The sequence below is a fragment of the Marinobacter sp. P4B1 genome (assembly GCF_001447135.1).
In the GTDB taxonomy this organism is placed as follows: Bacteria; Pseudomonadota; Gammaproteobacteria; order Pseudomonadales; family Oleiphilaceae; genus Marinobacter; species Marinobacter vinifirmus.
In genome coordinates this window covers 169181-191352 of sequence record NZ_LLXM01000010.1, presented here as the reverse complement: position 1 = coordinate 191352, position 22172 = coordinate 169181, and the positions used below count along the sequence as shown (strand labels likewise).

General features: G+C 59.4%; 19 protein-coding genes. 5 read left to right on the top strand and 14 right to left on the bottom strand.

All coding sequences use genetic code 11. The annotated features are described in order from the left end of the window. Nucleotides 1-24: 24 nt before the first annotated feature. Complete coding sequence (locus AQ621_RS06975; RefSeq protein ID WP_058340838.1) at nucleotides 25-1182, top strand: PilT/PilU family type 4a pilus ATPase; 1158 nt, start codon at nucleotides 25-27, stop codon at nucleotides 1180-1182. A gap of 8 nt (nucleotides 1183-1190) precedes the next feature. Here AQ621_RS06975 and AQ621_RS06970 read toward each other — a convergent pair whose 3' ends face one another. From AQ621_RS06970 to AQ621_RS06925, 10 genes are all read right to left on the bottom strand, one after another. Next, the gene (locus tag AQ621_RS06970; protein WP_058340837.1) at nucleotides 1191-2333 is read right to left on the bottom strand and encodes an MFS transporter; all 1143 of its coding nucleotides are present in this window, start codon (nucleotides 2331-2333) and stop codon (nucleotides 1191-1193) included. A gap of 18 nt (nucleotides 2334-2351) precedes the next feature. Then, nucleotides 2352-3446 carry a chorismate synthase gene (gene aroC, locus AQ621_RS06965; RefSeq protein WP_058340836.1) on the bottom strand — a complete coding sequence of 365 codons (1095 nt, stop codon included), beginning with the start codon at nucleotides 3444-3446 and terminating at the stop codon, nucleotides 2352-2354. A gap of 37 nt (nucleotides 3447-3483) precedes the next feature. Beyond that, nucleotides 3484-4389, bottom strand: coding sequence for a 50S ribosomal protein L3 N(5)-glutamine methyltransferase (gene prmB / locus AQ621_RS06960; protein ID WP_058340835.1), 906 nt, complete (start codon nucleotides 4387-4389; stop codon nucleotides 3484-3486). Nucleotides 4390-4473: 84 nt separating this feature from the next. Continuing rightward, nucleotides 4474-5670, bottom strand: a complete 1197-nt coding sequence (locus tag AQ621_RS06955) for a patatin-like phospholipase family protein (RefSeq protein ID WP_058340834.1) — start codon at nucleotides 5668-5670, stop codon at nucleotides 4474-4476. Between the two features lie 3 nt (nucleotides 5671-5673). After that, the gene (locus AQ621_RS06950; RefSeq protein ID WP_227508260.1) at nucleotides 5674-6483 is read right to left on the bottom strand and encodes a DUF4892 domain-containing protein; all 810 of its coding nucleotides are present in this window, start codon (nucleotides 6481-6483) and stop codon (nucleotides 5674-5676) included. Nucleotides 6484-6577: 94 nt separating this feature from the next. Beyond that, nucleotides 6578-7498, bottom strand: a complete 921-nt coding sequence (locus AQ621_RS06945) for an alpha/beta fold hydrolase (RefSeq protein ID WP_058340832.1) — start codon at nucleotides 7496-7498, stop codon at nucleotides 6578-6580. Between the two features lie 12 nt (nucleotides 7499-7510). Beyond that, nucleotides 7511-7861 (bottom strand): PilZ domain-containing protein, encoded by a 351-nt coding sequence (locus AQ621_RS06940; protein WP_022990106.1) that lies wholly within the window; start codon nucleotides 7859-7861, stop codon nucleotides 7511-7513. Between the two features lie 59 nt (nucleotides 7862-7920). Further along, nucleotides 7921-8952: a DNA polymerase III subunit delta' gene (holB, locus tag AQ621_RS06935; protein WP_058340831.1), complete on the bottom strand. Its 1032-nt coding sequence runs from the start codon at nucleotides 8950-8952 to the stop codon at nucleotides 7921-7923. Beyond that, complete coding sequence (locus AQ621_RS06930; protein ID WP_058340830.1) at nucleotides 8945-11041, bottom strand: transglutaminase TgpA family protein; 2097 nt, start codon at nucleotides 11039-11041, stop codon at nucleotides 8945-8947. The genes holB and AQ621_RS06930 overlap by 8 nt, the downstream gene beginning before the upstream one ends. Further along, nucleotides 11038-12066 (bottom strand): DUF58 domain-containing protein, encoded by a 1029-nt coding sequence (locus AQ621_RS06925; RefSeq protein ID WP_058340989.1) that lies wholly within the window; start codon nucleotides 12064-12066, stop codon nucleotides 11038-11040. Before AQ621_RS06925 ends, AQ621_RS06930 begins: the two co-directional genes overlap by 4 nt. Nucleotides 12067-12317: 251 nt before the next feature. Between AQ621_RS06925 and AQ621_RS06920 the strand changes: the two genes are divergently transcribed. Then, nucleotides 12318-12932 (top strand): hypothetical protein, encoded by a 615-nt coding sequence (locus AQ621_RS06920; RefSeq protein ID WP_058340829.1) that lies wholly within the window; start codon nucleotides 12318-12320, stop codon nucleotides 12930-12932. A gap of 135 nt (nucleotides 12933-13067) precedes the next feature. On the opposite strand, the gene AQ621_RS06915 is transcribed toward AQ621_RS06920, so the two are convergent. Next, a complete protein-coding gene (locus AQ621_RS06915) occupies nucleotides 13068-14057 on the bottom strand; it encodes a DUF6160 family protein (RefSeq protein ID WP_058340828.1) in 990 nt (329 codons plus the stop codon). Nucleotides 14058-14213: 156 nt separating this feature from the next. Continuing rightward, nucleotides 14214-14795 carry a hypothetical protein gene (locus tag AQ621_RS06910; protein WP_058340827.1) on the bottom strand — a complete coding sequence of 194 codons (582 nt, stop codon included), beginning with the start codon at nucleotides 14793-14795 and terminating at the stop codon, nucleotides 14214-14216. Nucleotides 14796-14966: 171 nt separating this feature from the next. On the opposite strand from AQ621_RS06910, the gene pabB reads away from it, so the two are divergent. Continuing rightward, on the top strand, nucleotides 14967-16328 hold the full coding sequence (gene pabB / locus AQ621_RS06905) for an aminodeoxychorismate synthase component I (RefSeq protein ID WP_058340826.1): 1362 nt from the start codon (nucleotides 14967-14969) through the stop codon (nucleotides 16326-16328). Nucleotides 16329-16386: 58 nt separating this feature from the next. Here pabB and thrH read toward each other — a convergent pair whose 3' ends face one another. Further along, the gene (thrH, locus tag AQ621_RS06900) at nucleotides 16387-17001 is read right to left on the bottom strand and encodes a bifunctional phosphoserine phosphatase/homoserine phosphotransferase ThrH (RefSeq protein ID WP_058340825.1); all 615 of its coding nucleotides are present in this window, start codon (nucleotides 16999-17001) and stop codon (nucleotides 16387-16389) included. Nucleotides 17002-17210: 209 nt separating this feature from the next. Here thrH and AQ621_RS06895 point away from each other — a divergent pair, with 209 nt between their 5' ends. Next, entirely contained in the window at nucleotides 17211-17936 is a 726-nt protein-coding gene (locus AQ621_RS06895; RefSeq protein ID WP_058340824.1) for a phosphoadenylyl-sulfate reductase, read from the top strand. A gap of 67 nt (nucleotides 17937-18003) precedes the next feature. Here AQ621_RS06895 and cysB read toward each other — a convergent pair whose 3' ends face one another. Continuing rightward, nucleotides 18004-18981, bottom strand: coding sequence for an HTH-type transcriptional regulator CysB (gene cysB, locus AQ621_RS06890; protein ID WP_058340823.1), 978 nt, complete (start codon nucleotides 18979-18981; stop codon nucleotides 18004-18006). A 214-nt stretch (nucleotides 18982-19195) separates the two neighbouring features. Here cysB and AQ621_RS06885 point away from each other — a divergent pair, with 214 nt between their 5' ends. Then, nucleotides 19196-21952 (top strand): winged helix-turn-helix domain-containing protein, encoded by a 2757-nt coding sequence (locus AQ621_RS06885; protein ID WP_058340822.1) that lies wholly within the window; start codon nucleotides 19196-19198, stop codon nucleotides 21950-21952. Nucleotides 21953-22172 lie beyond the last annotated feature (220 nt).

Genomic DNA, 22172 nt, shown 5'->3' with positions numbered 1-22172 from the left:
TCCGGATAAACAACGGGAGACAAGATGGGCTTTGACGATTACCTGAAAATCCTGGCCAAGCACGATGGCTCAGACCTTTACCTGAGCACCGGTGCTCCGCCCTGCGCCAAGTTCCACGGTACCCTGAAGCCCATCGACCGAACGCCACTGGCGCCCGGCGAGATCAAGGATATTGCCTGGTCGATCATGGATGAGGAGCAGCGGGCCGAGTTCGACCAGGAGCTGGAGATGAACCTCGCTTACAGCATCCCGAAAGTCGGCCGGTTCCGGATCAACATCTTCCGCCAGCGCAACGAGATATCCATCGTTGCCCGGAACATCGTCACCGAAATTCCGAATGCCGATGCCCTGGGGCTGCCGCCGATCCTGAAAGACGTGGTGATGGCCAAGCGCGGGCTGGTGCTGTTTGTGGGGGCGACCGGCTCCGGTAAGTCCACCTCCCTGGCGGCGCTGATCGACCACCGTAACAGCAATTCTGCCGGCCATATCATCACCATTGAAGACCCGGTGGAATACATTCACCGGCACAAGAAGAGCATCGTGAACCAGCGGGAAGTGGGCGTGGATACCCGCAGTTTCCAGAAAGCCCTGAAGAACACCCTGCGCCAGGCGCCGGATGTGATCCTGATCGGCGAGATCCGGGACCGGGAAACCATGGAACACGCCCTGGCGTTTGCCGAAACCGGGCACCTGTGTATCTCTACCCTGCACGCCAACAACGCCAACCAGGCCCTGGACCGGATCATCAACTTCTTCCCGGAAGAACGCCGGCCGCAGCTGCTGATGGATCTGTCGATGAACCTTCGGGCGTTTGTGTCACAGCGCCTCATTCCTACTGTGGACAAGAAACGTACCGCTGCCATCGAGATCCTGCTGGGCACACCTACTATCAGCGAGCTGATCCTGCGGGGCGAGATCGACGGCATCAAGGAGATCATGGAGAAGTCTGCCAACCTGGGCATGCAAACCTTCGACCTGGCCCTGTTCAAGCTCTGGCAGGAAGGCAAGATCAGTGAAGAAGAAGCCCTGAAGAACGCAGATTCCGCCAACAACCTGCGCCTGCGCATCAAGCTGTACGGCCAGGATGGCTCGTCCGCGAAAGACAGCACCAGTTCCGGCGGCCCCAGCGGCAGCGGGCTGTCCCTGCAACTGGAAGACAATGAGGAAGACCCGGATCAATAAACGCCCGGTCAGGCCTCTTTCGGCGGGGGTTGCAGCCCCCGCCAGGTAACCATGATGGCAAGGGCCATGGCTACGGCACCGCCCCAGAAGGCGGCCGAGGTGCTGTAGCCATCCACCAGGAACCCAGACATCCAGGCCCCGAGCGCGCCACCGGCGCCGAAGGTCAAACCGCTGTACAGCGCCTGCCCCTGACCATGGTGATGTTTACCGAAGAAGCCCTGAATGTACTGCACCGAAACCGCATGTAAGGCGCCGTAAGACGCCGCGTGCAGCAGCTGGGCAAAGATCAGTACCGGCACAAGCCCGGTCAGCTCGGCAATCAGCCCCCAGCGAATCATGGTCAACACCAGCGAGCCAAGCACAATCTGGCGCACGGTAAACCGGGTCGACAACCGGTGCATGATCAGGAACAGCCCGATTTCCGCAATCACCCCCAGTGACCACAATAGGCCGATCGACAGCTTGCCGTAGCCGTGTTGCTCCAGATGAATACTGAAAAACGTGTAGTAAGCGCCGTGGGACACCTGCAGCAGGAAGTTCATCAGGAAGAAGGCCACCACCGCCGGATGGGTAACGATGGCTTTCAGGCTGCCTTTGGGAGCAGACTCTTTGCGTTCACCCCGTTCGGACGGCACCAGGAAGGCCGACACGGCAATGCCGGCGAAGACCGGCAGCAACAGCCAGGGCAAATAGCGAATCGGCACCAGTTCCAGCAAGCCGCCTACCAGCGCCACCGCACCGATAAAGCCCACCGAGCCCCACAGCCGAACCTTGCCGTAACGTTCTTTTTTTGAACCCAGCACCCGCAGGGTGATCACTTCATACAGCGGAAGAATCGCGTTCCAGAAAAAGGTAAACGCGAACATAACCAACAGCAGGCCGTAAAAGCCGGGCTCCAGAAACACTCCGGCAAAAAACAGGGAACCGGTGATAGCTCCGAAGCGTACCAGCCTTACCCGCTGGCCTGTGCGGTCGCCCAGCCAGCCCCACACGCTGGGGGCCACTACCTTGGTCAGCTGAATGGTCGCCATCAGGGTGGCGATTTGCAGATAGGAAAAGCCCTGCCCCTCCAGGTAGAGGGACCAATAAGGCAAAAGCCCTCCAAGGAGGGCGAAGAACCAGAAGTAAAGGTTAGACAGCCGCCAGTAGATGGTAGCGCCTCCCGGTTATCAGAGCTGGCCGAGTACCGGCGTATCGACGCTTACATCACCATTCTGGCCACGATGGCGCAGGTAATGATCCATCAGCACAATGGCCATCATGGCTTCGGCAATCGGCGTGGCCCGGATACCCACACAGGGGTCGTGCCGGCCAGTGGTGATCACTTCCACCGGGTTGCCATTCACATCGATACTGCGGCCCGGCAGGCGCAAGCTGGATGTGGGTTTCAGGGCAATACTCGCGACAATGGGCTGACCGGAGGAAATGCCACCCAGCACGCCGCCGGCGTGGTTAGACAGAAAACCTTCTGGAGTCATCTCGTCCCGGTGCTCCGTACCCTTCTGCTCCACGCAGCCAAAACCGGCGCCGATTTCCACACCCTTAACGGCGTTAATGCTCATCAGGGCATGGGCCAGGTCGGCATCCAGCCGGTCAAAAATAGGCTCGCCCAGCCCGGGCGGAACACCGTCGGCCACCACGTTGATGCGGGCACCAATGGAGTCGCCCTCTTTACGCAGCGCGTCCATATAGGCTTCCATTTCCGGCACCTTGTCGGCATCCGGGCAGAAGAACGGGTTCTGCCGTACCTGATCCCAATCCAGCTTCTCGATCTTGATGGGGCCCAGCTGTGACAAGTAACCCCGAATACGAATACCCAGACGCTGCTCCAGGAACTTGCGGGCAACGGCGCCAGCGGCCACCCGCATGGCAGTTTCCCGGGCCGAGGAACGGCCGCCGCCACGATAGTCACGCACGCCGTATTTGTGGGTGTAGGTGTAATCGGCGTGGGCCGGGCGGAACTGTTCGGAAATCTTGGAATAGTCCTTGGAGCGCTGATCGGTGTTCTCGATGATCAGGCCAATGGGCGTGCCGGTGGTTTTACCTTCGAACACACCGGACAGAATCCGCACCTCATCCGGTTCCCGGCGCTGGGTGGTATGGCGGGATGTGCCCGGCTTACGCAGGTCCAGGTCCTTCTGCATATCCGCTTCAGACAGCTCCAGCCCGGGAGGGCAACCGTCAATAATGCAGCCCAGAGCCGCCCCGTGGCTTTCACCGAAGGTGGTTACGGTAAACAGTTTTCCAAACGTATTTCCGGACATAATTCAGCACTTTATAAAGGTTTTATAATAAATTACTTCAGCTGTTTCTAGCCTGCCATTCACGCAGGTCCCGGGCCGTAACCAGGAACACGCCGTCGCCGCCATTCTCGAATTCCAGCCAGGTCAGCGGCAGGTCCGGATAGGCATCGTCCATCGCACCCCACGAGTTACCCACTTCCACAATCAGCAGGCCGTCTTCGGTCAGGTGATCGGCGGCACCGGCAATGATGCGGTGGGCAATATCCAGGCCGTCGTCGCCTGCGGCAAGGCCCAGTGCCGGCTCATGCTGGTATTCTTCCGGCATGTCCGCCAGGTCTTCCGCATCCACATACGGCGGATTGCTGAGGATGACATCGTAGCGGCCCTCGATGTTGTCGAACACATCCGAGCGAACCGTTTGTACCCGCCCTTCCAGGCCGTGCATCTCGATGTTGGATTCGGCAACCGCCAGCGCATCTTCAGAAATATCCGACAGGTCTACATCTGCCTCGTCGAACACCGTCGCGGCGCCGATTCCGATACAACCGCTGCCCGTGCACAGGTCCAGAATGCGCTGAACGTGGGTGCCGCCAAGCCAGGGCTGCAAGCCGTTTTCCAGCAGCTCTCCCAGCGGTGACCGGGGCACCAGTACCCGCTCATCCACGTTAAAGGGCATGCCCATGAACCAGCCTTCGCCCAGTAAATAGGCAATGGGCACACGCTCGTTAATGCGCCGCTCGATACGCTCGATGATCACCTCCCGCTCGCTGCGGGTCAGGCGCGCATCCAGGAACAGGTTGTTGTTTTCCAGCGGCAGGTGAACGCTGCGAAGCACCAGTTGCACGGCTTCGTCCCACACGTTATCGGTGCCATGGCCAAAGTACAGGGGCGAGGCAGCAAACCGTGAGGCGGCATAGCGCAACAGGTCGCGAATAGTCTGCAGGTCATCTACGGGGCTGGTCACAAAGTCGGTTTCCTGGTCGGTAAGTTTCAGCGCGGCATTATACGCTGATTAGGCCGATGGCTGCAGCTTTCCGCCCGCCTGCCATCACAGCGCCAGCGGGCCGGAACTGCTGCGGCTGGCCTCAAATCGGTCCAGTGCCGCCGTCATACGTTCGCGCCCCAGCTGGATCAGCTCCGGCGCCTTGTGGAAGTCGTAGCTGCGGGACGCGTTCTTGGGAATATTGATCAGCAAGTCCGGCGGATAACCGGCAATCTTGTACTGCACCAGGGCGCTCTGCATGGTTTCGATGGTCAGGTTCATCACATCAAACTTGCCAATGCCCAGCTTGTCCCAGTCGATGGTGTCGTGCTCTTCCCGCTTTTCCGCATCCGGGTGATCGGCAGGCACCGGAGCCTTGGCCTTGGCCTCAATCGCTTTTTCCTGCGACTTTTTGGCAATCTCCCGGCTGATCTTCTGTTCCGGTGTTTCGTCCTCACTGCCCTTGCGGTTAGTGAGCGCTTTCAGGGCATCCCAGTCGAACCAGCGGGAAGCTTTGTCCCGGAGCGCATCCATCCACTCTTCCATATCGCCGCCGGTATCCTCTGCGAGCGTCAGTGCTGCGTCCGGAATTCGCTGGAGTTGCTCTTCCTCGCCCGCCAGGTTGACCGCCATAATCAGGTCTGCGTGGGCAGAGATGGTGGGAATAATCGGTAAGGGATTCAGCACCGCACCGTCCACCAGCACCCGGCCGTCCAGCACCAGCGGCGTCACTACACTGGGAATCGCAATGGAGGCACGGATAGCCTTGTCCAGGGGCCCTTCCTGGAACCAGATTTCCTTATGTGCCAGCAGGTCAGTCGCTACGGCCGTAAAGGGAATCGGCAGGTCTTCAATGCGGGTATCACCCAGAATTTCCCGCACGATGGAAAACACCTTCTCGCCCCGGATGGCACCGATGGAGCTGAAGGTAAGGTCCAGCAGCTTGATCACATCAAACTGCCCTAACCCGGTTACCCAGTCTTTGTACTCTTTCAGCTTGCCGGCGGCATACATACCGCCAATCAGGGCGCCCATGGAGCAGCCGGAAATGGCAGCAATCTTGTAACCACGCTCTACCAGCACTTCAATGGCGCCAATGTGGGCATAGCCCCGGGCGCCACCGCTGCCCAGGGTCAAGGCAACGGTCTTGCCCTTGCCGGTCTTGCGAACATTGCCGCGGGCAGGCGCACTTGCAGGAGAAACATCAGAGCTTTTTATGACAGCACTGGCGCCGTTATCAACCGGTTTATCCTTCTGTGCCATGGCTTACCTCTTGATCACCAATACTTCTACACGATCACCACGACGATCCGGGTCTTCCACCTGCACCACGGGCCCTACCGTGACAATTCGAATCTGGCTGCGGGAGATTCCGGTTTTGCCCAGAACTTCGGCCAGGGCATCACCTGCCTGCCGGGCGCGCTCCAGGGCCGCCTCCAGACGCTCGCCGTCCTGCAGCGAGGAGAACGCGGCCAACACCACCTCGGCGCCCTCATCAGCCGCCCAGTCGGTCAGCCTGCGCCGGTCATCGGCACTGAAATCAAATCGATAGGTAACGCCACCGCTCCAGGGCACCACCACCGGCCCCTTCATGCGCCCGTTTGACGCTTCAAAGCCGGGAATGGACGCGCCGGCACCTACCTCCAGCTGCTCCACCCACACATACTCCCGCAGGTTACCGCGAGTGACGGTATACACCAGCGTGAGCCACTGAGTGCCGTTCTCGTCTTCCACTGCAGCGGCCACGTAATCCTGGCTGCCATCCCGACCCAACAGGCGGGATTGCTGGAAAATCTGGTTGGCCCAGACGTTGTTACGGCCGCACTGTATACCGGAACACTGGTACAGAACACTGGCGCCCCTGGCCCGGAGTTCCGTCAGGTAATGGTCCAGTGCAGCCTCGCGACTGGCATCGCGGTTGATCTCGAACAGCTGCCCCTGGCCAGACACCGGCAGGCGCGCCATTACATCGGAACGGATTTCGTTGCGAATCTCCCGCACCGGGCTGAACAGCACCAAGTGGCCGCTGGATTCAATCGCTGCGGTGTTCTGCAGCGACGATTGCGAGAACTGCACAGGGGCCTGCGCAAGAGCGTTCGCCTGGACAGCACCGGCAGACGCAAACAGAACTACGGCCGCCAAACATCTCAAAAAGCCACTGCTGGATCGGTTAAACATCAAAAAGAAACCTTTTTATGGCATCACTGACTGGCGTGGTATCGCCATCCAGGTGACAGTGGTGGCCGCCGGGAACATCCACCGTGGTCAGCTCCGGAATCAGCGCCGCGCGCTGATCCAGCCCCTTCCGGTAAGTCAGCAGGCCTTCCTCGGCACGCACAAACAGCGCCGGGGTTTTAATGGCCGCCAAAGAGGCTTCCACCTGTTGCTCTGTCATCATCAAAGCCGTGGGGTGCCGCAACCTTGCATCGGTCTGCCAGACATACCCCACCCCGTAACTGCGCATGTTCCGGGGCACCAGCAAGCTGGCCGCCTCGGCACTCAGGGGGCTGAGGCCTCCCTCGCGAATTCGTGCTGCGGTTTCCACATCCGGATAGATCGCCGGCGGTGCCGAACCGTTACGCTTTTTCTGCAATGCCCGGCGCAGCTGGGGAATGGTTTCTTCCGCCGGGCGGCTAAGCGCCCCCAGGCTGTCGATCATCACCAGCCGCCGAACCCGCTCCGGAAAGGCCGCTGCGTACAAAGCACATACGATGCCGCCCAGAGAATGGCCGACCAGGTCTATCGGTTCTTTTTCGCTGTGCGGAAAATGGCTGTCGATCAGTTCGGAAAGGTCGGCCACATAGTCCATCAGCCAGTAGCTGTACCCCGGCGGCCGGTGGCCGGACTGGCCGTGGCCTGCCATGTCGATGGCGTGGACCGGCGCATGGGCGGCAATTTCCGGCGCAAGGCGGGCAAAGCTCATGGCGTTATCCAGCCAGCCGTGCACCATCAGCACAGGTTGCCGGGTGGCTGCTTCGCGGGGCGGATGCCAGCTCAGGCCGGCAAGGGTGATGTTTTCGAGTGGCCAGTGCGCCTCCCGGCAGTCGGCCGGAACTTCGTGCCCACTGTCGGGTAACACTGTGTCATTCATGCAAGGCAGGTCCTACATGGTGTGGGTGGGGCGATCAGAGCTCAGGGAGCCAGCCAGGTATGATTCGATCTTGGTGCGGGCGGTTTCATCATCACCGTTGAACTGCACACCAATACCGGCAGCCCGGTTGCCCTGGGCGCCTTTCGGGGTTATCCACACAACCTTGCCGGCCACCGGGATTTTCTCCGGCTCGTCCATCAGGGTCAGCAGCAGGAAAACCTCGTCGCCAAGCTGGTACTGCTTGTGGGTGGGAATGAACAGGCCACCCTGCTTTATGTAAGGCATATAGGCTGCGTACAGCGCGGCTTTGTCGTTGATAGTCTGGGTCAGAATACCACTGCGTGCTCCGAATCCGGGCCCCATATCAAACACCTTCTTTTTTCTGATATTTCGCAATCATAGCAGCTGTTAACCGCTAAAGCTCAACCTGCGGCGCGCTTTCTGGGCATCAAATCACGCCAGGCAGTCAACAGCTGGCTGGCCTCCAGTTCCGGGCTGGCATTATACACGGCGGCCTCCCGGCTCTGCCGGACCCGGTCCAGCAATTCATGGGCCCGCCAGGGCGGATTGCTGCGGGCCAGGAACATCAGCATGTCTGCCGCTTCGGTATCATTGGGCTGACCGCCGGCGCTGCACCGGGCCAGGTCGGCGGCCCAGCTTTCGAACAGCCAGAGGGTATCCTCCAGGCCGATGGTCTTGAAGCACTTCGCCGCATCACCCACGGTGATCTGCCCTTTCATAAACTGCTTGAACGCCTCGAAGGCCTTGTCCCGTAACCCCGGAAACTCGCCGGTGGCATATTCCAGCGCCAACCTCGGCGCATTACCCGCCAGCATCAGACTCTTGGCCAGCACCCCGGCTCCGGGGCGCTGATCTTCCTCCAGCCCGGATACCTGCGCAGCCAGCCAGTTCTGGGCCTGTTCTTCCGCCGGCACCGGAATGGTCAACGCCTGGCACCGGGAGCGAATGGTGGGCAGCACCGGCCGGCCACTTTCCTGCAACAGCAGCAGGGTGACATCCGGCAGCGGTTCTTCCAGGGTTTTCAGCAGGGCGTTGGCGGCATTGATGTTCAGCAGGTCTGCCCGGTCGACAATGGCCACCTTGTGATGGGCCACCTGGGGCGAACCCACGGCAAAGGTCGACAATGCCCTCACCTGGTCCACCTTTACCATGCGGGATTTCTCCGGCGCGTAGATTCGCAAATCCGGATGACTGCCCGCACGCAGCAACTCACACTGCTTGCAGTGGCCGCAAGCCACCAGGTTGCCATTGCCCAGGTCTTCCCGGCGATCGCACAGCAACAACCCGGCAACAGCCTCGGCCCAGGCACGCTTGCCCACACCCCGTTCGCCGGCCACCAGCAAGGCGTGAGGCAGCCGGTCTTCCGCCAGCCGGTGCTGAACCGCGTGCCAGGCCTTGGCCAGCCAGGGCATGTCTTGGGCGATATCACTCATTGGGTGGAGTCCGTGTTTCGGGTACTGGTTCCGGGCCATTGCGCCGTTGCCGCTTCATGGTACACAGCAACCGCTTCAAACGGCGGGTGTCGTCGGCAGAGGCCGGCGCGGATGAGGCACTATAGTAATGATTGTTCACGGCCCGGGCAAAGACCCGCGCCGATTCAGACACAGCGGGAACCGCCCGGGACAGCCTTTGCGCCAGCGCCTCCGGAGTTTCACCAACCCGCACCGGAACGCCCGCCTGTTCACAGAACCGATGCCAGCTGCTGACCACCCGGCGGAACGCATCCTGCCGTGCGCCCCGCTTCATGCCCAGGGCAGACACCAGGCCGGCCACCAGCAACGCCAGGCCGACAATACCTGCAGTCAGGTAGCCCAGTTCCTTCATACCTACGCCACCGGGCAACCGGGACATCAAATCCATCTGGCTCTGGCCCTGATAACCCACCACCCAGCGCTGCCATTGGTAGTTGATGCGGTCCAGCTGCAGTGAGGCCCACTGCAAGACCTGCAGATCGCTGTAACGCTGAGGCGAGATCAGTTCGTTCTCCAGAAATGAACCTTCGTCTGCCATGGCGTCTCGCAGCCCGGATTCAATCCGGCTGGGTGCGATGGCGGCGGTAGGATCAACCCTTACCCAACCGCGCCCTTCAAGCCACACTTCCACCCATGCATGGGCATCGTACTGGCGAACGATGTAGTACTCGTTGTTGGCACCGGCGTCGCCACCCTGGTAACCCACAACCACCCTTGCCGGAATACCTGCTGCCCGGAACACAAAAGTAGCTGCACCGGCATAGTGGGCACAGAAGCCCCGCTTTTCATCGAACAACAGGGCATCAATGCCATCTTCCGGCATGGCCGGTGGCCGCAGCGTGTAGAAATACTCCTGCTCCCGGAACCGGCGCATCAACTCCATCACGGTTTGTTCCGGGCTTAACTGCGAACCCAGCTGCTGCGCCAGTTCCCGTGCCCGGGGATTCCCCTGGGCCGGCAGCTGCAGGTATCGGCGTTGCTCCGGCGGTGACAACCCCTGCACTGCGCTGCTCGCCGCCACATTGCCCAGAGCCATCCGATAGCGCACAGAGCTGTCTGCCGGGCGCCGGAAACGGAACAGGTTTTGCTCTGCCTCTACCACGTTATCCGAGACAGCTTCGGAGCCATCCAAAGCGAACGCCCAGCGCTGGTCGGTAGGTTCCAGCAGCACATCGTACTGGTTCGGCTCCAGGTCCCCCACGCCGCCATCGATGGCTACCCGGCCCGGCCGGAAGAAACGCTCGGAATCGCCCTGACGCCAGGTTTCGCCGTCCAGGCGGTCCAGGATCAGCCCGCGCCAGTAGCGGTCACGGTAATCCGGGGCTTCGCCGCCAAAGGTCACCCGAAAAGCCCGCTCACTGCTCTGGGCCAGGTTGGAGATATCTCCCGGGCGCATGGTGTCCGAAATCCCGCTCCGGGCCTGGCCAGACACCATGGGCACACTCCACAGCGGCGCCATGCGGGGGAAGAACACAAACAGCAGGATCACCACCGGCAGGGTTTTCAGCATCAGAAGGCCAAGGCGCTTCCAGCCCCGGCCGATGGCATTGGGCAGGTCCGGCGCGTTTATGGTTTGCAGCCCCACCAGCAACAGTGCAATGGCGGCAAAGTTCACCAGCGCCCAGAGAATGTCCTGCCGGAACAGGAAATTCACCGTGGCCAGGTACACCAGGATGAAGAACAGCACATAGAAGTCCCGGGCACTGCGGGTTTCCAGCCATTTCAGGCCCACCGCCAGCACAAAGAACGAGGCGGCGGTATCCACCGTAAAGCGCCCCTGAACCGTGGCAATGTACACCGCCATCAGGATCAGCATGATACCGGTGCGCAACCAGCGTCCGGGCAAACGCACCCGGCCCATCTGCGCCAGCCAGCGCCAGCCGGCCAGCACCACACACGCGGCAATCAACCACACCGGCAGTCGATCCCACTGGGGCACAAGTAATACCGCAAAGGCCGCAATCAGCCACAGCAGGGCCTTACCGGGAATGGTTTCTTTCGGCGGTTCTTCCCGGCCACTGAACAAGCCAAAAGGCAGGGAAAGCTTCATACCGCACTGCCTCCCCGTGCTGCCCGATCCAGTTTCCTGCGGGTACCAAAGGCCCTGGCATCATCATCCCGGGGCTTTTCCTCGCCCCAGATAGCCAGCGCCAGCAGGCAACGCTCCACATGCACCTTGCCGGAATCCGGCTCGATCACCTCACCCGGCAGGTTCAGGCCAAAACGGGCGCCCTTTGCAGCCCTGTCCTGTACCAGCCAGGCCAGGTAACTCAAGCGCAGTTCGTTATCCACGCCGGGAAACGCGGCAAAATCCAGCCAGTGTGGGCTACCCTGCTTCGCCTCCCAATCTGCCACCACCATCTGGCCGGAGCGGGCAAAGCGCTTCCACATCACCCGGGGGCTTAAGTCCCCCTCCCGCCAGGGCCGCAAGTCCGCTTCGTCCTGCCCGGCTGTTTTCGCGGCCGCCGCGTTCTCCGGGCCATCCTCCAGGGTACTGAGCGCTTCCGGCGCCCCTATTGGCCGCGGAAACACCAACCCGGCCGAAGACGGCCGCACCCAGGACCAGGCCTTCAGCAAACCAAACGGAAACCGGGTTTCAATACGCACCCGGTCGGGGCGCAGATAGCCACGCCAGGCCGAAGGGACAGGCAGGGTGACGTCTTTCGACTCCCCCGCTGGCACATGAATACCCTCAACCCGCGAGTCCTCCACCGACAATCTGATCGACAAGGCATCGTCCTTGCCACTGCTGACCCGGAACCGGAAAGGAATATCTTCACCAGCCACACCTTCCCCTGCCTGAATGAGGGCAAGCGTCAAGCCGGACAAATTGCGATGGGTCTGATGCATGGCCCCCACAAACAGGGCGCCCAGCATGAAAGTAAGCAGGTAAATCAGGCTGTTCTGATAATTGATGCCGGTAATCAGCATGATCAGCAACAGAATGCCGAACACCACGCCGGCGCCGGTGGGCAGAATGCAGATGTTTTTCTGGCTGAACAGAACGCTGTCTGCACGGGGAATACGGCGGTTGATCCAGCGGCTGAAACGACGGCCAACAGATTGTTTTATCATGCCCATCAGGCCGGAAGACTCCTGAAAAGTTCAATGCAGTTTACGGACTATGAAACCATATCCACAGTGTTTTTATAACTGTACTCCGTAGGGGAAGATTCTGATCACAATACCGGCACTTTCCGGTTGAAATCGTGTCAGACAAACCGAATACTGACAAAATGAAGCGCATAGCCTGAATGCCCTGAGTTCAGCAGTCCTCGCAGTCTCAGCAGCGCCTCTGCACACACCGGTTACCCAAGAGGCAACTCATGATACGTCGCAAACTGCTTGCCGCTGCCATAACGGCCGCCATCGCTGCTCCCGCAATTGCGGGCGTACAAACCATGACGTCTGACGAAATGGTAGAGACCTACGTAGAAGACTCCGCCGTTATCGTGGTACCCAAAGACCAGCAGAAGTCCGAGGCGGACCGCCAGCGCATCATCCAGGCCCTGACCATTTCCCCGGGCGAGCCGGTTGTCACCGAATCGGAAGAAGAAGCCTACCGGGAAGCTCTGCAACGCTACCTGGAAGATGACCGCAAAGATTCCTTAACCGACGCCGAAGAAGAATTCCTGCGCCGCGCCCTGCTGCTGCCGGTAGACGAACTGACAAGAGTCCAGCCACCAGCCGAATTCCGCCCGGACATCCCCCAGCTGATCTTCGGCCAGCAACCGGAAATTCCGGACGAACCCTTTACCCAAACCTTCCTGAACGACCAGCTGGGTATCGGCTTTGACGGCCAGAACCTGAATTTCAGCATCGGTAACCCGCCGGGGATAGACCGGATCAATATTCCGCAGGGGATTAACGAAGGGCCGATTAATCTGACACCGCGACCTGGGGGTGGGTTTGATCTTTCTATTCAGGTGCCGGATCAGTAAGGCCCGATAACTGCCTTCGCGACAAACGAAAAACGGCAGCCTGTTCACTGCCGTTTTTTTGTGCCTGCGTGTTCTGCAGAACCAAAAACGCCCCGCCGAGGCGGGGCGTTGCACCAGGATTGGTGTCAGGTCGGATTAGTGACCGTAGACTGCCAGCTTGGTGTCGGAGATGTGAAGGTTGTCGATACCAATGGTACCGATATTGGCCCCGCCAACGATGGTCTGAGCGATATTAACGTCCATCAGCACATCTTTTACATCCACACGCAGCACATCAGTTTTGGTAGATGCACCAAGGCCATCGCCTTTGTAGACATCAACACTCGCAATGGCAAACGACTTGCCGAGGGCACCGGAAGCCAGTTGAGCCAGAGTCGGAGCACCATCACCAGTCGCGGGATCATAGTCGCCCCTGAACTGCTGCGACTGACCACTCTCATCTCTATTCAGCAGACCTTCGAGTTCGGCATCTGTGTATACTTCACCACCAGCATTAGCACCGGCGATGGTCATACCACGAATTCCGACACCAAGGAAATCAACATCGAAATCCATACGTTCAACGGTGAAGGCAACATCCAGCATCAGGCTACCACTGTCCGCGACGCCACCCACATTAGCGGTGTCTACACGAATATCTAGTGCTCCGAGCATACCAAAACCTTTCAGGCCCGAGAGAAGGGTGGTGCTTTCGGTTCCATCTGCTGAGTTCAGCGACATTGAACCTGCCTGCATACCCCAGTCAATCGGCGCACCGGTGATTGAACCTACATGGATCATTGCATCACCATCTGCTGCAACGTCGATGTCAATTTTCAGGTCATCCAACGTTCTGCTTTGAGTCGCCATACCCGGTACAGCGATGAACTCACCAGGATTGGCCGGATCATCGAGAAGACCGCTAGCATTAGCACCACCAAGCTTGATGTCGTTAACGGCAAACGTACCTTCGTCAGTGTAGGTAAATTTACCAATCTCTACATAGGTTTCCAGCTCAATAGTCACACCAGCCTGACCGGTGACGTTACCCATAGAGGTGTCGTCAAGGGCTTTCATTCCAGCGTGAGAAGCCATCGGAGCGGCAGCAATTGCAGCTACCAGAGCAATTTTTTTCAGGCCTTTCATTATTATCTCCTTAAGAAACTCTTTTTTTGTTGTGCGAGTTTATTGGGATGTGGAGAACATCCTCCACACCTCCATTTAAGATTGTTTTACAGTCTTAATCCGTGACTACCCTCACAATTCACCCAATCAGGATTTAAGGCCAAAACCAGAGAGCCGTTACTGCTTTTTGTCGTAGAAAATCTGAAAAGGTTTTTTCTGAGATAGCGCTCCGCCAAACGCAACCTTCCCTCCGCTCAATTCCAACGGTATCAACTTGGTACCTGATACACCTAACCTGTGCTCATGTTCTACAACCACAACCCGTTGAGATTCATCATCTTTCTGTATGGTACCTGGGTATACGATTAACGCTGAGTCAATACCATCGTGCCTGGCGAGGGACTTCAGGCTCACCCGAATCATGTGCAGCTTCATTTCCGGAGGTGCCTGTGAAGCCTCATCTGCAAATGTGACTTCCTTGATTTCTTTGTCTTTCATAATCATCCACGCTCTAGGCCGGAAGACTCCGGCGGCTTCAACATCGCTCTCAACACTGGCAATCGCTTTATCAAGCAAAGAGTTCAGATCCTTCTCTGCCGTCAGCAACACAATCGCCAACTCCTCATTTGTGAGTTCGCCATCGGCCAAGACATGATCCTCAGAAAGCTGGTTAGTCTGACTTTGGGCTAGTGCCGTAGGACCAGCCACTATCGATAACATCAAGCTCGCAGCGAGTGTGTAGGTTTTGAATCCAGTCATGGCATGTCTTCCACTATTGTTTTACTGATTTCCGGAACCCGGGCTGAAACTCCGGTAAAATACCGTCCACCCGATTTCTTGCGTAAAACCATTAAATCAGCGCCTGTCCCAATCGGACAACGCCCGTTTTGTGCTGCGCGTAGCATTCTTCCAATTTTTAACGGAGGTAACTTGGCCTTTCCTGTCTGTCAGTCCATTTCCCGCCAGCAGTTTGATCAGCTTTGCAGCTATTCGGCCGCAGAGCCGGACTTTGTATTTCTGGGCGGCCAGGCAATTGCGGGTGGGCGCGGGGCTGCGCGGGGGTTCTCCTGCCAGGCGGTGGAACGGGTCTCGTTGCCAGCCAATGCAGGCATGGGCGTGGACACTCAGGCTTTGGCCCGGAAGATGGAACGGCTGGCGGCGCCTTACCAGCACGCGCTCAGTTCGTTAAAGGCAGCACCCTGCCCGCTGATCGGCGGTTGGGTCGGCAGCCTGGCCTACGAGTTCGGCTATGCCCGGGAAGCCAAGCTGCAAGGGCTGGTGCCCAAGCTGCCAGTGCCGCTGATGTTTGCCGGGTTGTATCTGTGGTTTGCCAGTGAAGACCTGGAAACAGGTGACTGTTATCTGTGGGTACACCCGGACTTGCCGCAGGCCCAGCAAAAACAGCTGGAGAACTGGCTGGCTACACCCGCTGAGCCACAGCCAAGGCACTGGGCCATGGAGCAGCCGTTCAAACCGACTCAAGCCCCGGCCAATTTCCGCAATCGCGTGCAACAGGTGCAGGATTACATCCAGGCCGGCGATTGCTATCAGGCCAACTTGTCCCAGTCTTTCGAAGGACACTACAGCGGCGATCCCTGGCTGGCGTTCACGGAACTGAGCCTTGCCAACCCCACACCCTACGCGGCGTTTCTGCGCCATGAAGGCAGCGCGGTGGTGTCGGTGTCACCGGAGCGATTCCTGGCAATCCGCGACGGGGTGATCGAAACCAGTCCAATCAAAGGCACCCGGCGGCGCGGCGCCACGCCGGAGCAGGACAAGGCCCTGGCCGATGAGCTGCTGGCCTCGGAAAAAGACCGGGCCGAAAACCTGATGATTGTGGATTTGCTGCGCAACGACCTGAGCGTGAACGCCCTGCCCGGCTCGGTGAAGGTGGACGAGTTGTTTGCGCTGGAAAGTTACCAGAATGTCCACCACCTGGTGAGCCACATTCGCGCACAACTGAAGCCCGGTGTCAGCCCGTTACAGGCGCTGTTTGATGCCTTCCCCGGCGGCTCCATCACCGGTGCCCCGAAAATCCGGGCCATGGAGATTATCCACGAGCTGGAACCCCACTGGCGCGGGCCCTATTGCGGGTCGGTGTTCTATTACGGGCTGGATGGGCGGCTGGACAGCAACATTGCCATTCGCACCCTGCTTTGCGAGGCGAACGGAACGATCAGATGCTGGGGTGGCGGCGGAATTGTGGCGGATTCAGACCCGGAGGCGGAATATCAGGAAACCCTGACCAAGGTGAAGCCACTGATGGACTTTCTGGAACAACTAAAGCGGTAAGCGCGAACGATCTGCGCCGCCGGGTTCCCGCAGCGGCACAGACCGGAATACCGGAAAATCAGGCGCCGTGAATGGCGCTGGCTTTCAGGAATTCTTGCTTCAGGTCGTCAAAGTTGTGCACCGCCGGGAACTGCGGGAACTCGTCGATCACGTTCTGGGGCGCGTGGAACAGAATACCGGCTTCGGCCTGGCCCAGCATGGTGGTGTCGTTGTAGGAATCACCGGCGGCAATCACCCGGTAGTTCAGCAACTGGAACGCACGCACAGACTGGCGCTTGGGGTCGCGCTGGCGCAGCAGATAGTTGGTGATCTGGCCGTTGTCGGCCACTTCCAGCTTGTGGCACAACAGCGCTGGATAGCCCAGTTTCTTCATCAGCGGCATGGCGAATTCGTAGAAGGTGTCCGACAGGATCACCACCTGGAAACGCTCGCGCAACCAGTCCAGGAACTCCCGGGCGCCGGGCAGCGGGTCCAGTGTACCGATCACTTCCTGGATTTCCGGCAGGCCGTAGCCGTGCTCGTCCAGAATGCGCAGGCGCTGTTTCATCAGTACGTCGTAGTCAGGAATATCCCGGGTGGTTGCCTTGAGTTCTTCAATACCGGTTTTTTCTGCAAAGGCGATCCAGATTTCCGGGATGAGTACGCCCTCAAGGTCAAGACATGCGAGTTCCACAACGGTCTCCTGAATAAATGATAAGGTGGCAGGCACAACAGGCGCCCGACTTGCTGCCGCGTATGATATGAAAAACGGGGCGGGAATGCATCGGGAATCCCGGTCTTTAACCTGCCGGCGAGCTATAAATATATAGTTTGTCATTCCTTCAGGTTATGAGCGGTTTGATGATAGCCTTGCGGCAACACGATAACGATTGCTGGAACAACATGACTGATATCGATTCTCTGCGCACCGAACTGGACGGCCAGAGCCCCCGGGCTATCCTGAAAGCCGCCATCGCCCGCTACGACAACATCGCCATTTCCTTCAGCGGTGCGGAAGATGTGGTGCTGATCGAAATGGCCCACAAGCTGACGGACAACCTGCAGGTGTTCACCCTGGACACCGGCCGGCTGCACCCGGAAACCTACGAGTTTATCGAGAAAGTGCGCCAGCATTACGGCATCGAGATTGAAGTGCTGTTTCCGGATTCCGACGAAGTTCAGGCCCTGGTGGGCAAGAAAGGCTTGTTCAGCTTCTACGAAGACGGCCATTCGGAATGCTGCGGCATCCGCAAGGTGAACCCACTGCGCAAGAAACTGGCCACGGTGGATGCCTGGATTACCGGCCAGCGCCGGGACCAGAGCCCGGGCACCCGGAATGAGGTGCCGGTGGTGCAGGTCGATACGGCGTTCTCTACCGATGATAAAACGCTGGTGAAGTTCAACCCGCTGGCGAACTGGACCTCTAAAGAAGTCTGGGACTACATCCGCATGGCAGAAGCCCCCTACAACAGCCTGCACGAAAAGGGTTTTGTCAGCATCGGCTGCCAGCCCTGCACCCGCCCGGTACTGCCAGGCCAGCACGAGCGCGAAGGCCGCTGGTGGTGGGAGGAAGCCACCCATAAAGAGTGTGGTCTGCATGCCGGCAACCTGATTGGCAAATCCGGCTAACCTCCCTCCAGAATCAAAAAAAGCCCGCCTGTCATCGCTGACGGCGGGCTTTCTTTGTTCAGGGGCCTCAGTAAACCGGCAGCTCAATGTCCTTGAACAGTTCCTGAATCTCGGTACGGCTGCCCTGATGGGCCACCACGCGATCCACCATTTCCTTGGTCAGGTGCGGTGCAAAGCGTTGCATGAAGTCGTACATATAACCCCGCAGGAACGTACCCTTGCGGAAGCCGATACGGGTCACCGACGGGCGGAACAACTTGCTGGCATCCAGTGCCACCAGATCGGTATCGGTTTTCGGGTCGAACGCCATGCTGGCGATAATGCCCACACCCAGCCCCAGGCGTACGTAGGTTTTGATAACGTCGGCATCCGCCGCCGTGAACACCACTTTCGGGGTCAAACCCTTGGACTGGAAAGCCTCATCCAGCTTGGAGCGGCCGGTAAAGCCGAACACGTAGGTGACCAGCTGGTACTCGGCCAGCTCTTCCAGCGTCAGCTCCTGCCCCCTGGCCAGTGGATGGTCTTTCGGCACCACCACGCAGCGGTTCCAGCGATAGCAGGGCATCATCAGCAGGTCGTTGAACAGGTCCATGCCCTCGGTGGCGATGGCAAAGTCCACGGCACCGTTGGCCGCCATCTCGGAGATCTGCATGGGCGTACCCTGGTGCATATGCAGCGACACATCCGGATACTCTTCAATAAACCCGCTGATCACCGGAGGCAAGGCATAGCGTGCCTGGGTGTGGGTAGTGGCAATGCTGAGGTCGCCCTTGCGCTGGTTGCTGAACTCCTGGGCAATTTTCTTGATACCTTCTACCCGGCGCAGGATTTCTCCGGCCTCGCGGATGATAATCTCGCCGCCCGGGGTGATGCGGGTCAGGTGCTTGCCGCTGCGGGCAAATACTTCCAGCCCCAGCTCGTCTTCCAGCAGACGGATTTGCTTGGAAATGCCCGGCTGTGAGGTAAACAGGCTCTGGGCGGTGGCGGACACATTCAAATCGTGGTGCGCAACTTCCCAGATATACCGCAGTTGTTGTAATTTCATTGAATCTGTCGCTCCCTGGATGAGTCTACCGCCCGATAATACGCATAAGAACGGTTATTTTCATTCTTTTTTGATATACAAAAGGTAACTGTATTCAGTGTAGACCAATTCCGTGCTTTCGCAGCCCCGCCAAAGCCTTGCGTCACCGCAGCCCTTGACTTGCCGGCAGCAAAGCACACAATCCATTACCTACATTTCGGTTAACCGGACAACCATGCTGCTGAACACCAAGTTTCTGAGGCCAACACCAGACCCGCGAGCCGTGCGCCGGCAACGGCTCGATTCGCTGCTGGAGCCGGAAACCGGCAAGCGGCTGAATATGGTGGTTGCGCCGGCGGGCTTCGGTAAAACCACCCTGGTAAGCCAGTGGTGTGCCCTGAACAGCCACCGCACCGCCTGGTTATCGCTGGACGAACACGACAACCAGCCACGCCAGTTCTGGCAGTATGTGGTGGGGGCCTTTGAACACGCCGGGCTGATGGGGCTGGAAGATATCCGCAAACAGCTCGCCCGCAGTGACGGAGAAGACCAGACCGCCGCCATCACCGGTTTGATCAACACCCTGAGCCAGGACGACACGGCCTGGTTCCTGGTGCTGGACGACTACCACGAGATCACCAGCGACACCATTCACCGCCAGCTGGGCTGGTTTATCGACTACCTGCCCCCGGGCATGCTGGTGACCCTTGCTTCCCGCACCGAACCACCCTTGCCCCTTGCCCGCTGGCGGGTACGGCGGCAGGTGCAGGATATTCATCCGGGGTTGCTGGCGTTCTCTGAAGACGAATGCCGGGCATTCTTCCGGGACACCATGGCCATGGAGTTATCGGAGCAGGAAATCCGCTCGGTGTGCCAGCGCACCGAAGGCTGGGTGGCCGCCATGCAATTGTCGGCGCTGTCGGCCAAGTCTGGCCAGCTCAACCTGGACCAGACTTCCGCGCCTCCAAGCCTGAACCCGGACGGCCGGCTGATCAGCGATTACGTGCTCACCGAGGTGCTGCGCCAGTTGCCCCGGGAACTGATGGACTTCCTGCTGGATACCGCCTGCTGCCCTCGCCTGTCCGGCGCCCTGTGCGATGCCATCCGGGAACGCAGCGACAGCCAGGATGCGTTGACCCGGCTACTGGCCCAGAACCTGTTCCTGATTCCGCTGGATACCCGTAACGAGTGGTTCCGCTACCACGACCTGTTCCGGGAAGCCCTGTTGCAGCGCATTCAAAGCAAAGATCCCGCCCGGGCAGAGCTGATGCAATCCCGCACCATCGACTGGCTGCTCAGCCATGGCCAGGTGCAGGAAGCCATCGGCCAGATTGTCCGGCGCAAAGACACCGAGCGGCTGGCCCGGGTGCTCTCGGAGCACGGCAACAACCTGATCCACGGCGGTTTCCATTTGCCGGTACTGGAATGGCTGGAGAAAATCCCTGCGGATGTCATCAACGACGGCCCGCAGCTGCAGATGCTCAAGGTCTGGGGTCTGTTCTTCGCCAACCGGGTAGAAGGGCTGGAGCCCTTGCTGACCCGGGTGGAAGACCTGCTGGACCGCCGGGTGGCGGACTCTCACCCGGATGCCGAAGGCGCCCTGGCCATTCACAGTGAAGTATCGCTGGTGCGTTCGTACCTGGCCCGCAGCCGAAACGACGAGAAGAACGCCTCGGACCTGACCCGGCAGGTGCTCAAGGACATCGACAAGATCAGCATTCCCCTGAAATCCGTCACCTACTACGGCCTGGGCATGGATTATTTCGGTAAGGGCGAGCTGAACGAGGCCGAAGAAGCCCTGGAAAGCGCCGTGTATTACGGTCAGGTGGAGCGAAAACCTAGCACTGTGCTGTCTTCCGGCGGGTTGCTGGCCTGGATCCAGTACAACCGGGGCGACACCGACCTTGCCCTGGAAACCACCAGCCGGGTACGGCAATGGGTAGACGAACACTACGCCGACCCCAGCCAGCCGCGGCTGATCTCCTGTTGGCAGAACAGCGCCCTGATTGAGATCTACCGGGAACAGAACCAACCCCAGACCGCAGCCGGCTACCTGTCGCCATTGCTCGAACACGTCGAAAAAGGCACCGAGCCCGGCCAGCATGTGGTCATCCAGTTTGTTCGGGGCCACCTGGCGTTCAGTGAAGACAAGCTGGATGCCGCCATCGACGCCCTGAAAGATGCCGTTGCCGTTGGCCGAAAACGCCGGGATCACATCCTGTTTGATCCGCCCGCTGCTGCTGCCCTGCTGGCGCGCTGTTACCTGGCCACAGGCCAGGCTGACAAGGCCATGGAATGCCTGCAGCCGGCCCTTGAAGAACCGGCCTCCAACCCCCTGAACCGGGAGCAGAACCAGATCGCCCTGGCCCGGGTATTGATTGCCCGGAATGACAGCCAGAAGGCCCAGGAGATACTGTCTGCGCTGATTCCCGCTGCCGAGCGCAACGCCCATACCCGGCACCTGGTAGAGATTCTGCTGGTGTACGCCGAGGCCCTGTTCGGCCAGGGATATGAGGAAGAAGCCAACCGGATGCTGGAACGGGCCATGGACAGGGCTGAACATGCCGGCTTCCTGCGTCTGTTTGCTGAAGAAAGTCCGGCACTGCGGGAGAAGATGCTGGAGCTGCCGCGGCTGAGAACACCGGGGCGCTGGAACCGGGAATTGCTGACCATGCTGAAGGATCAACTGCTGGAGCCACCCATGGCTGCCGGTTCAGAACCGGCGGAGCCGGAGGCGGCCGCCGCAACCCCCGCACCGAGATCCGCTGACAGCGAACTGGCCGAACCTTTAAGCCAACGGGAACAGGAAGTGCTGGAGTTGATCAACCAGGGCCTGGCCAACAAGGATATCGCCGGCAAGATGTCGGTGGCACCGGCGACGGTGAAAGCCCACATCCGTAACCTCTACGGCAAGCTGGGCGTGGGCCGGCGCACCGAGGCTCTGGCCCGGGCCCGGGAGCTTGGGCTGTTGGGGGACACGACCAAAACGTGACACAGTTCACACTTTACCCGAATTAAGCCCCCTCACTACGCCCTTTGGACGATCCGTTTACGCCCCCTTACGCCCTATCATTTAACCATGGTGAGGTTAGCGCCTTACCGCGAATTCTGAAATTCAGGCCTTCAGATTTCTTGTTCCGCGTTATTTCGACGCCCGGGTTCGTCAGAACCCCTTGATAAGAGCCACCCGATTGGGATGGCTCTTTTTTTAT

Excerpts from the sequence above, each read along its gene's own strand:
- AQ621_RS06975 (WP_058340838.1), top strand. The coding sequence starts at position 25 with ATGGGCTTTGACGATTACCTGAAAATCCTGGCCAAGCACGATGGCTCA.
- aroC (WP_058340836.1), bottom strand. The coding sequence starts at position 3,446 with ATGTCCGGAAATACGTTTGGAAAACTGTTTACCGTAACCACCTTCGGT.
- AQ621_RS06955 (WP_058340834.1), bottom strand. The coding sequence starts at position 5,670 with ATGGCACAGAAGGATAAACCGGTTGATAACGGCGCCAGTGCTGTCATA.
- AQ621_RS06945 (WP_058340832.1), bottom strand. The coding sequence starts at position 7,498 with ATGAATGACACAGTGTTACCCGACAGTGGGCACGAAGTTCCGGCCGAC.
- AQ621_RS06940 (WP_022990106.1), bottom strand. The coding sequence starts at position 7,861 with ATGGGGCCCGGATTCGGAGCACGCAGTGGTATTCTGACCCAGACTATC.
- holB (WP_058340831.1), bottom strand. The coding sequence starts at position 8,952 with ATGAGTGATATCGCCCAAGACATGCCCTGGCTGGCCAAGGCCTGGCAC.
- AQ621_RS06930 (WP_058340830.1), bottom strand. The coding sequence starts at position 11,041 with ATGAAGCTTTCCCTGCCTTTTGGCTTGTTCAGTGGCCGGGAAGAACCG.
- AQ621_RS06925 (WP_058340989.1), bottom strand. The coding sequence starts at position 12,066 with ATGATAAAACAATCTGTTGGCCGTCGTTTCAGCCGCTGGATCAACCGC.
- AQ621_RS06920 (WP_058340829.1), top strand. The coding sequence starts at position 12,318 with ATGATACGTCGCAAACTGCTTGCCGCTGCCATAACGGCCGCCATCGCT.
- AQ621_RS06915 (WP_058340828.1), bottom strand. The coding sequence starts at position 14,057 with ATGAAAGGCCTGAAAAAAATTGCTCTGGTAGCTGCAATTGCTGCCGCT.
- AQ621_RS06910 (WP_058340827.1), bottom strand. The coding sequence starts at position 14,795 with ATGACTGGATTCAAAACCTACACACTCGCTGCGAGCTTGATGTTATCG.
- AQ621_RS06895 (WP_058340824.1), top strand. The coding sequence starts at position 17,211 with ATGACTGATATCGATTCTCTGCGCACCGAACTGGACGGCCAGAGCCCC.
- cysB (WP_058340823.1), bottom strand. The coding sequence starts at position 18,981 with ATGAAATTACAACAACTGCGGTATATCTGGGAAGTTGCGCACCACGAT.
- AQ621_RS06885 (WP_058340822.1), top strand. The coding sequence starts at position 19,196 with ATGCTGCTGAACACCAAGTTTCTGAGGCCAACACCAGACCCGCGAGCC.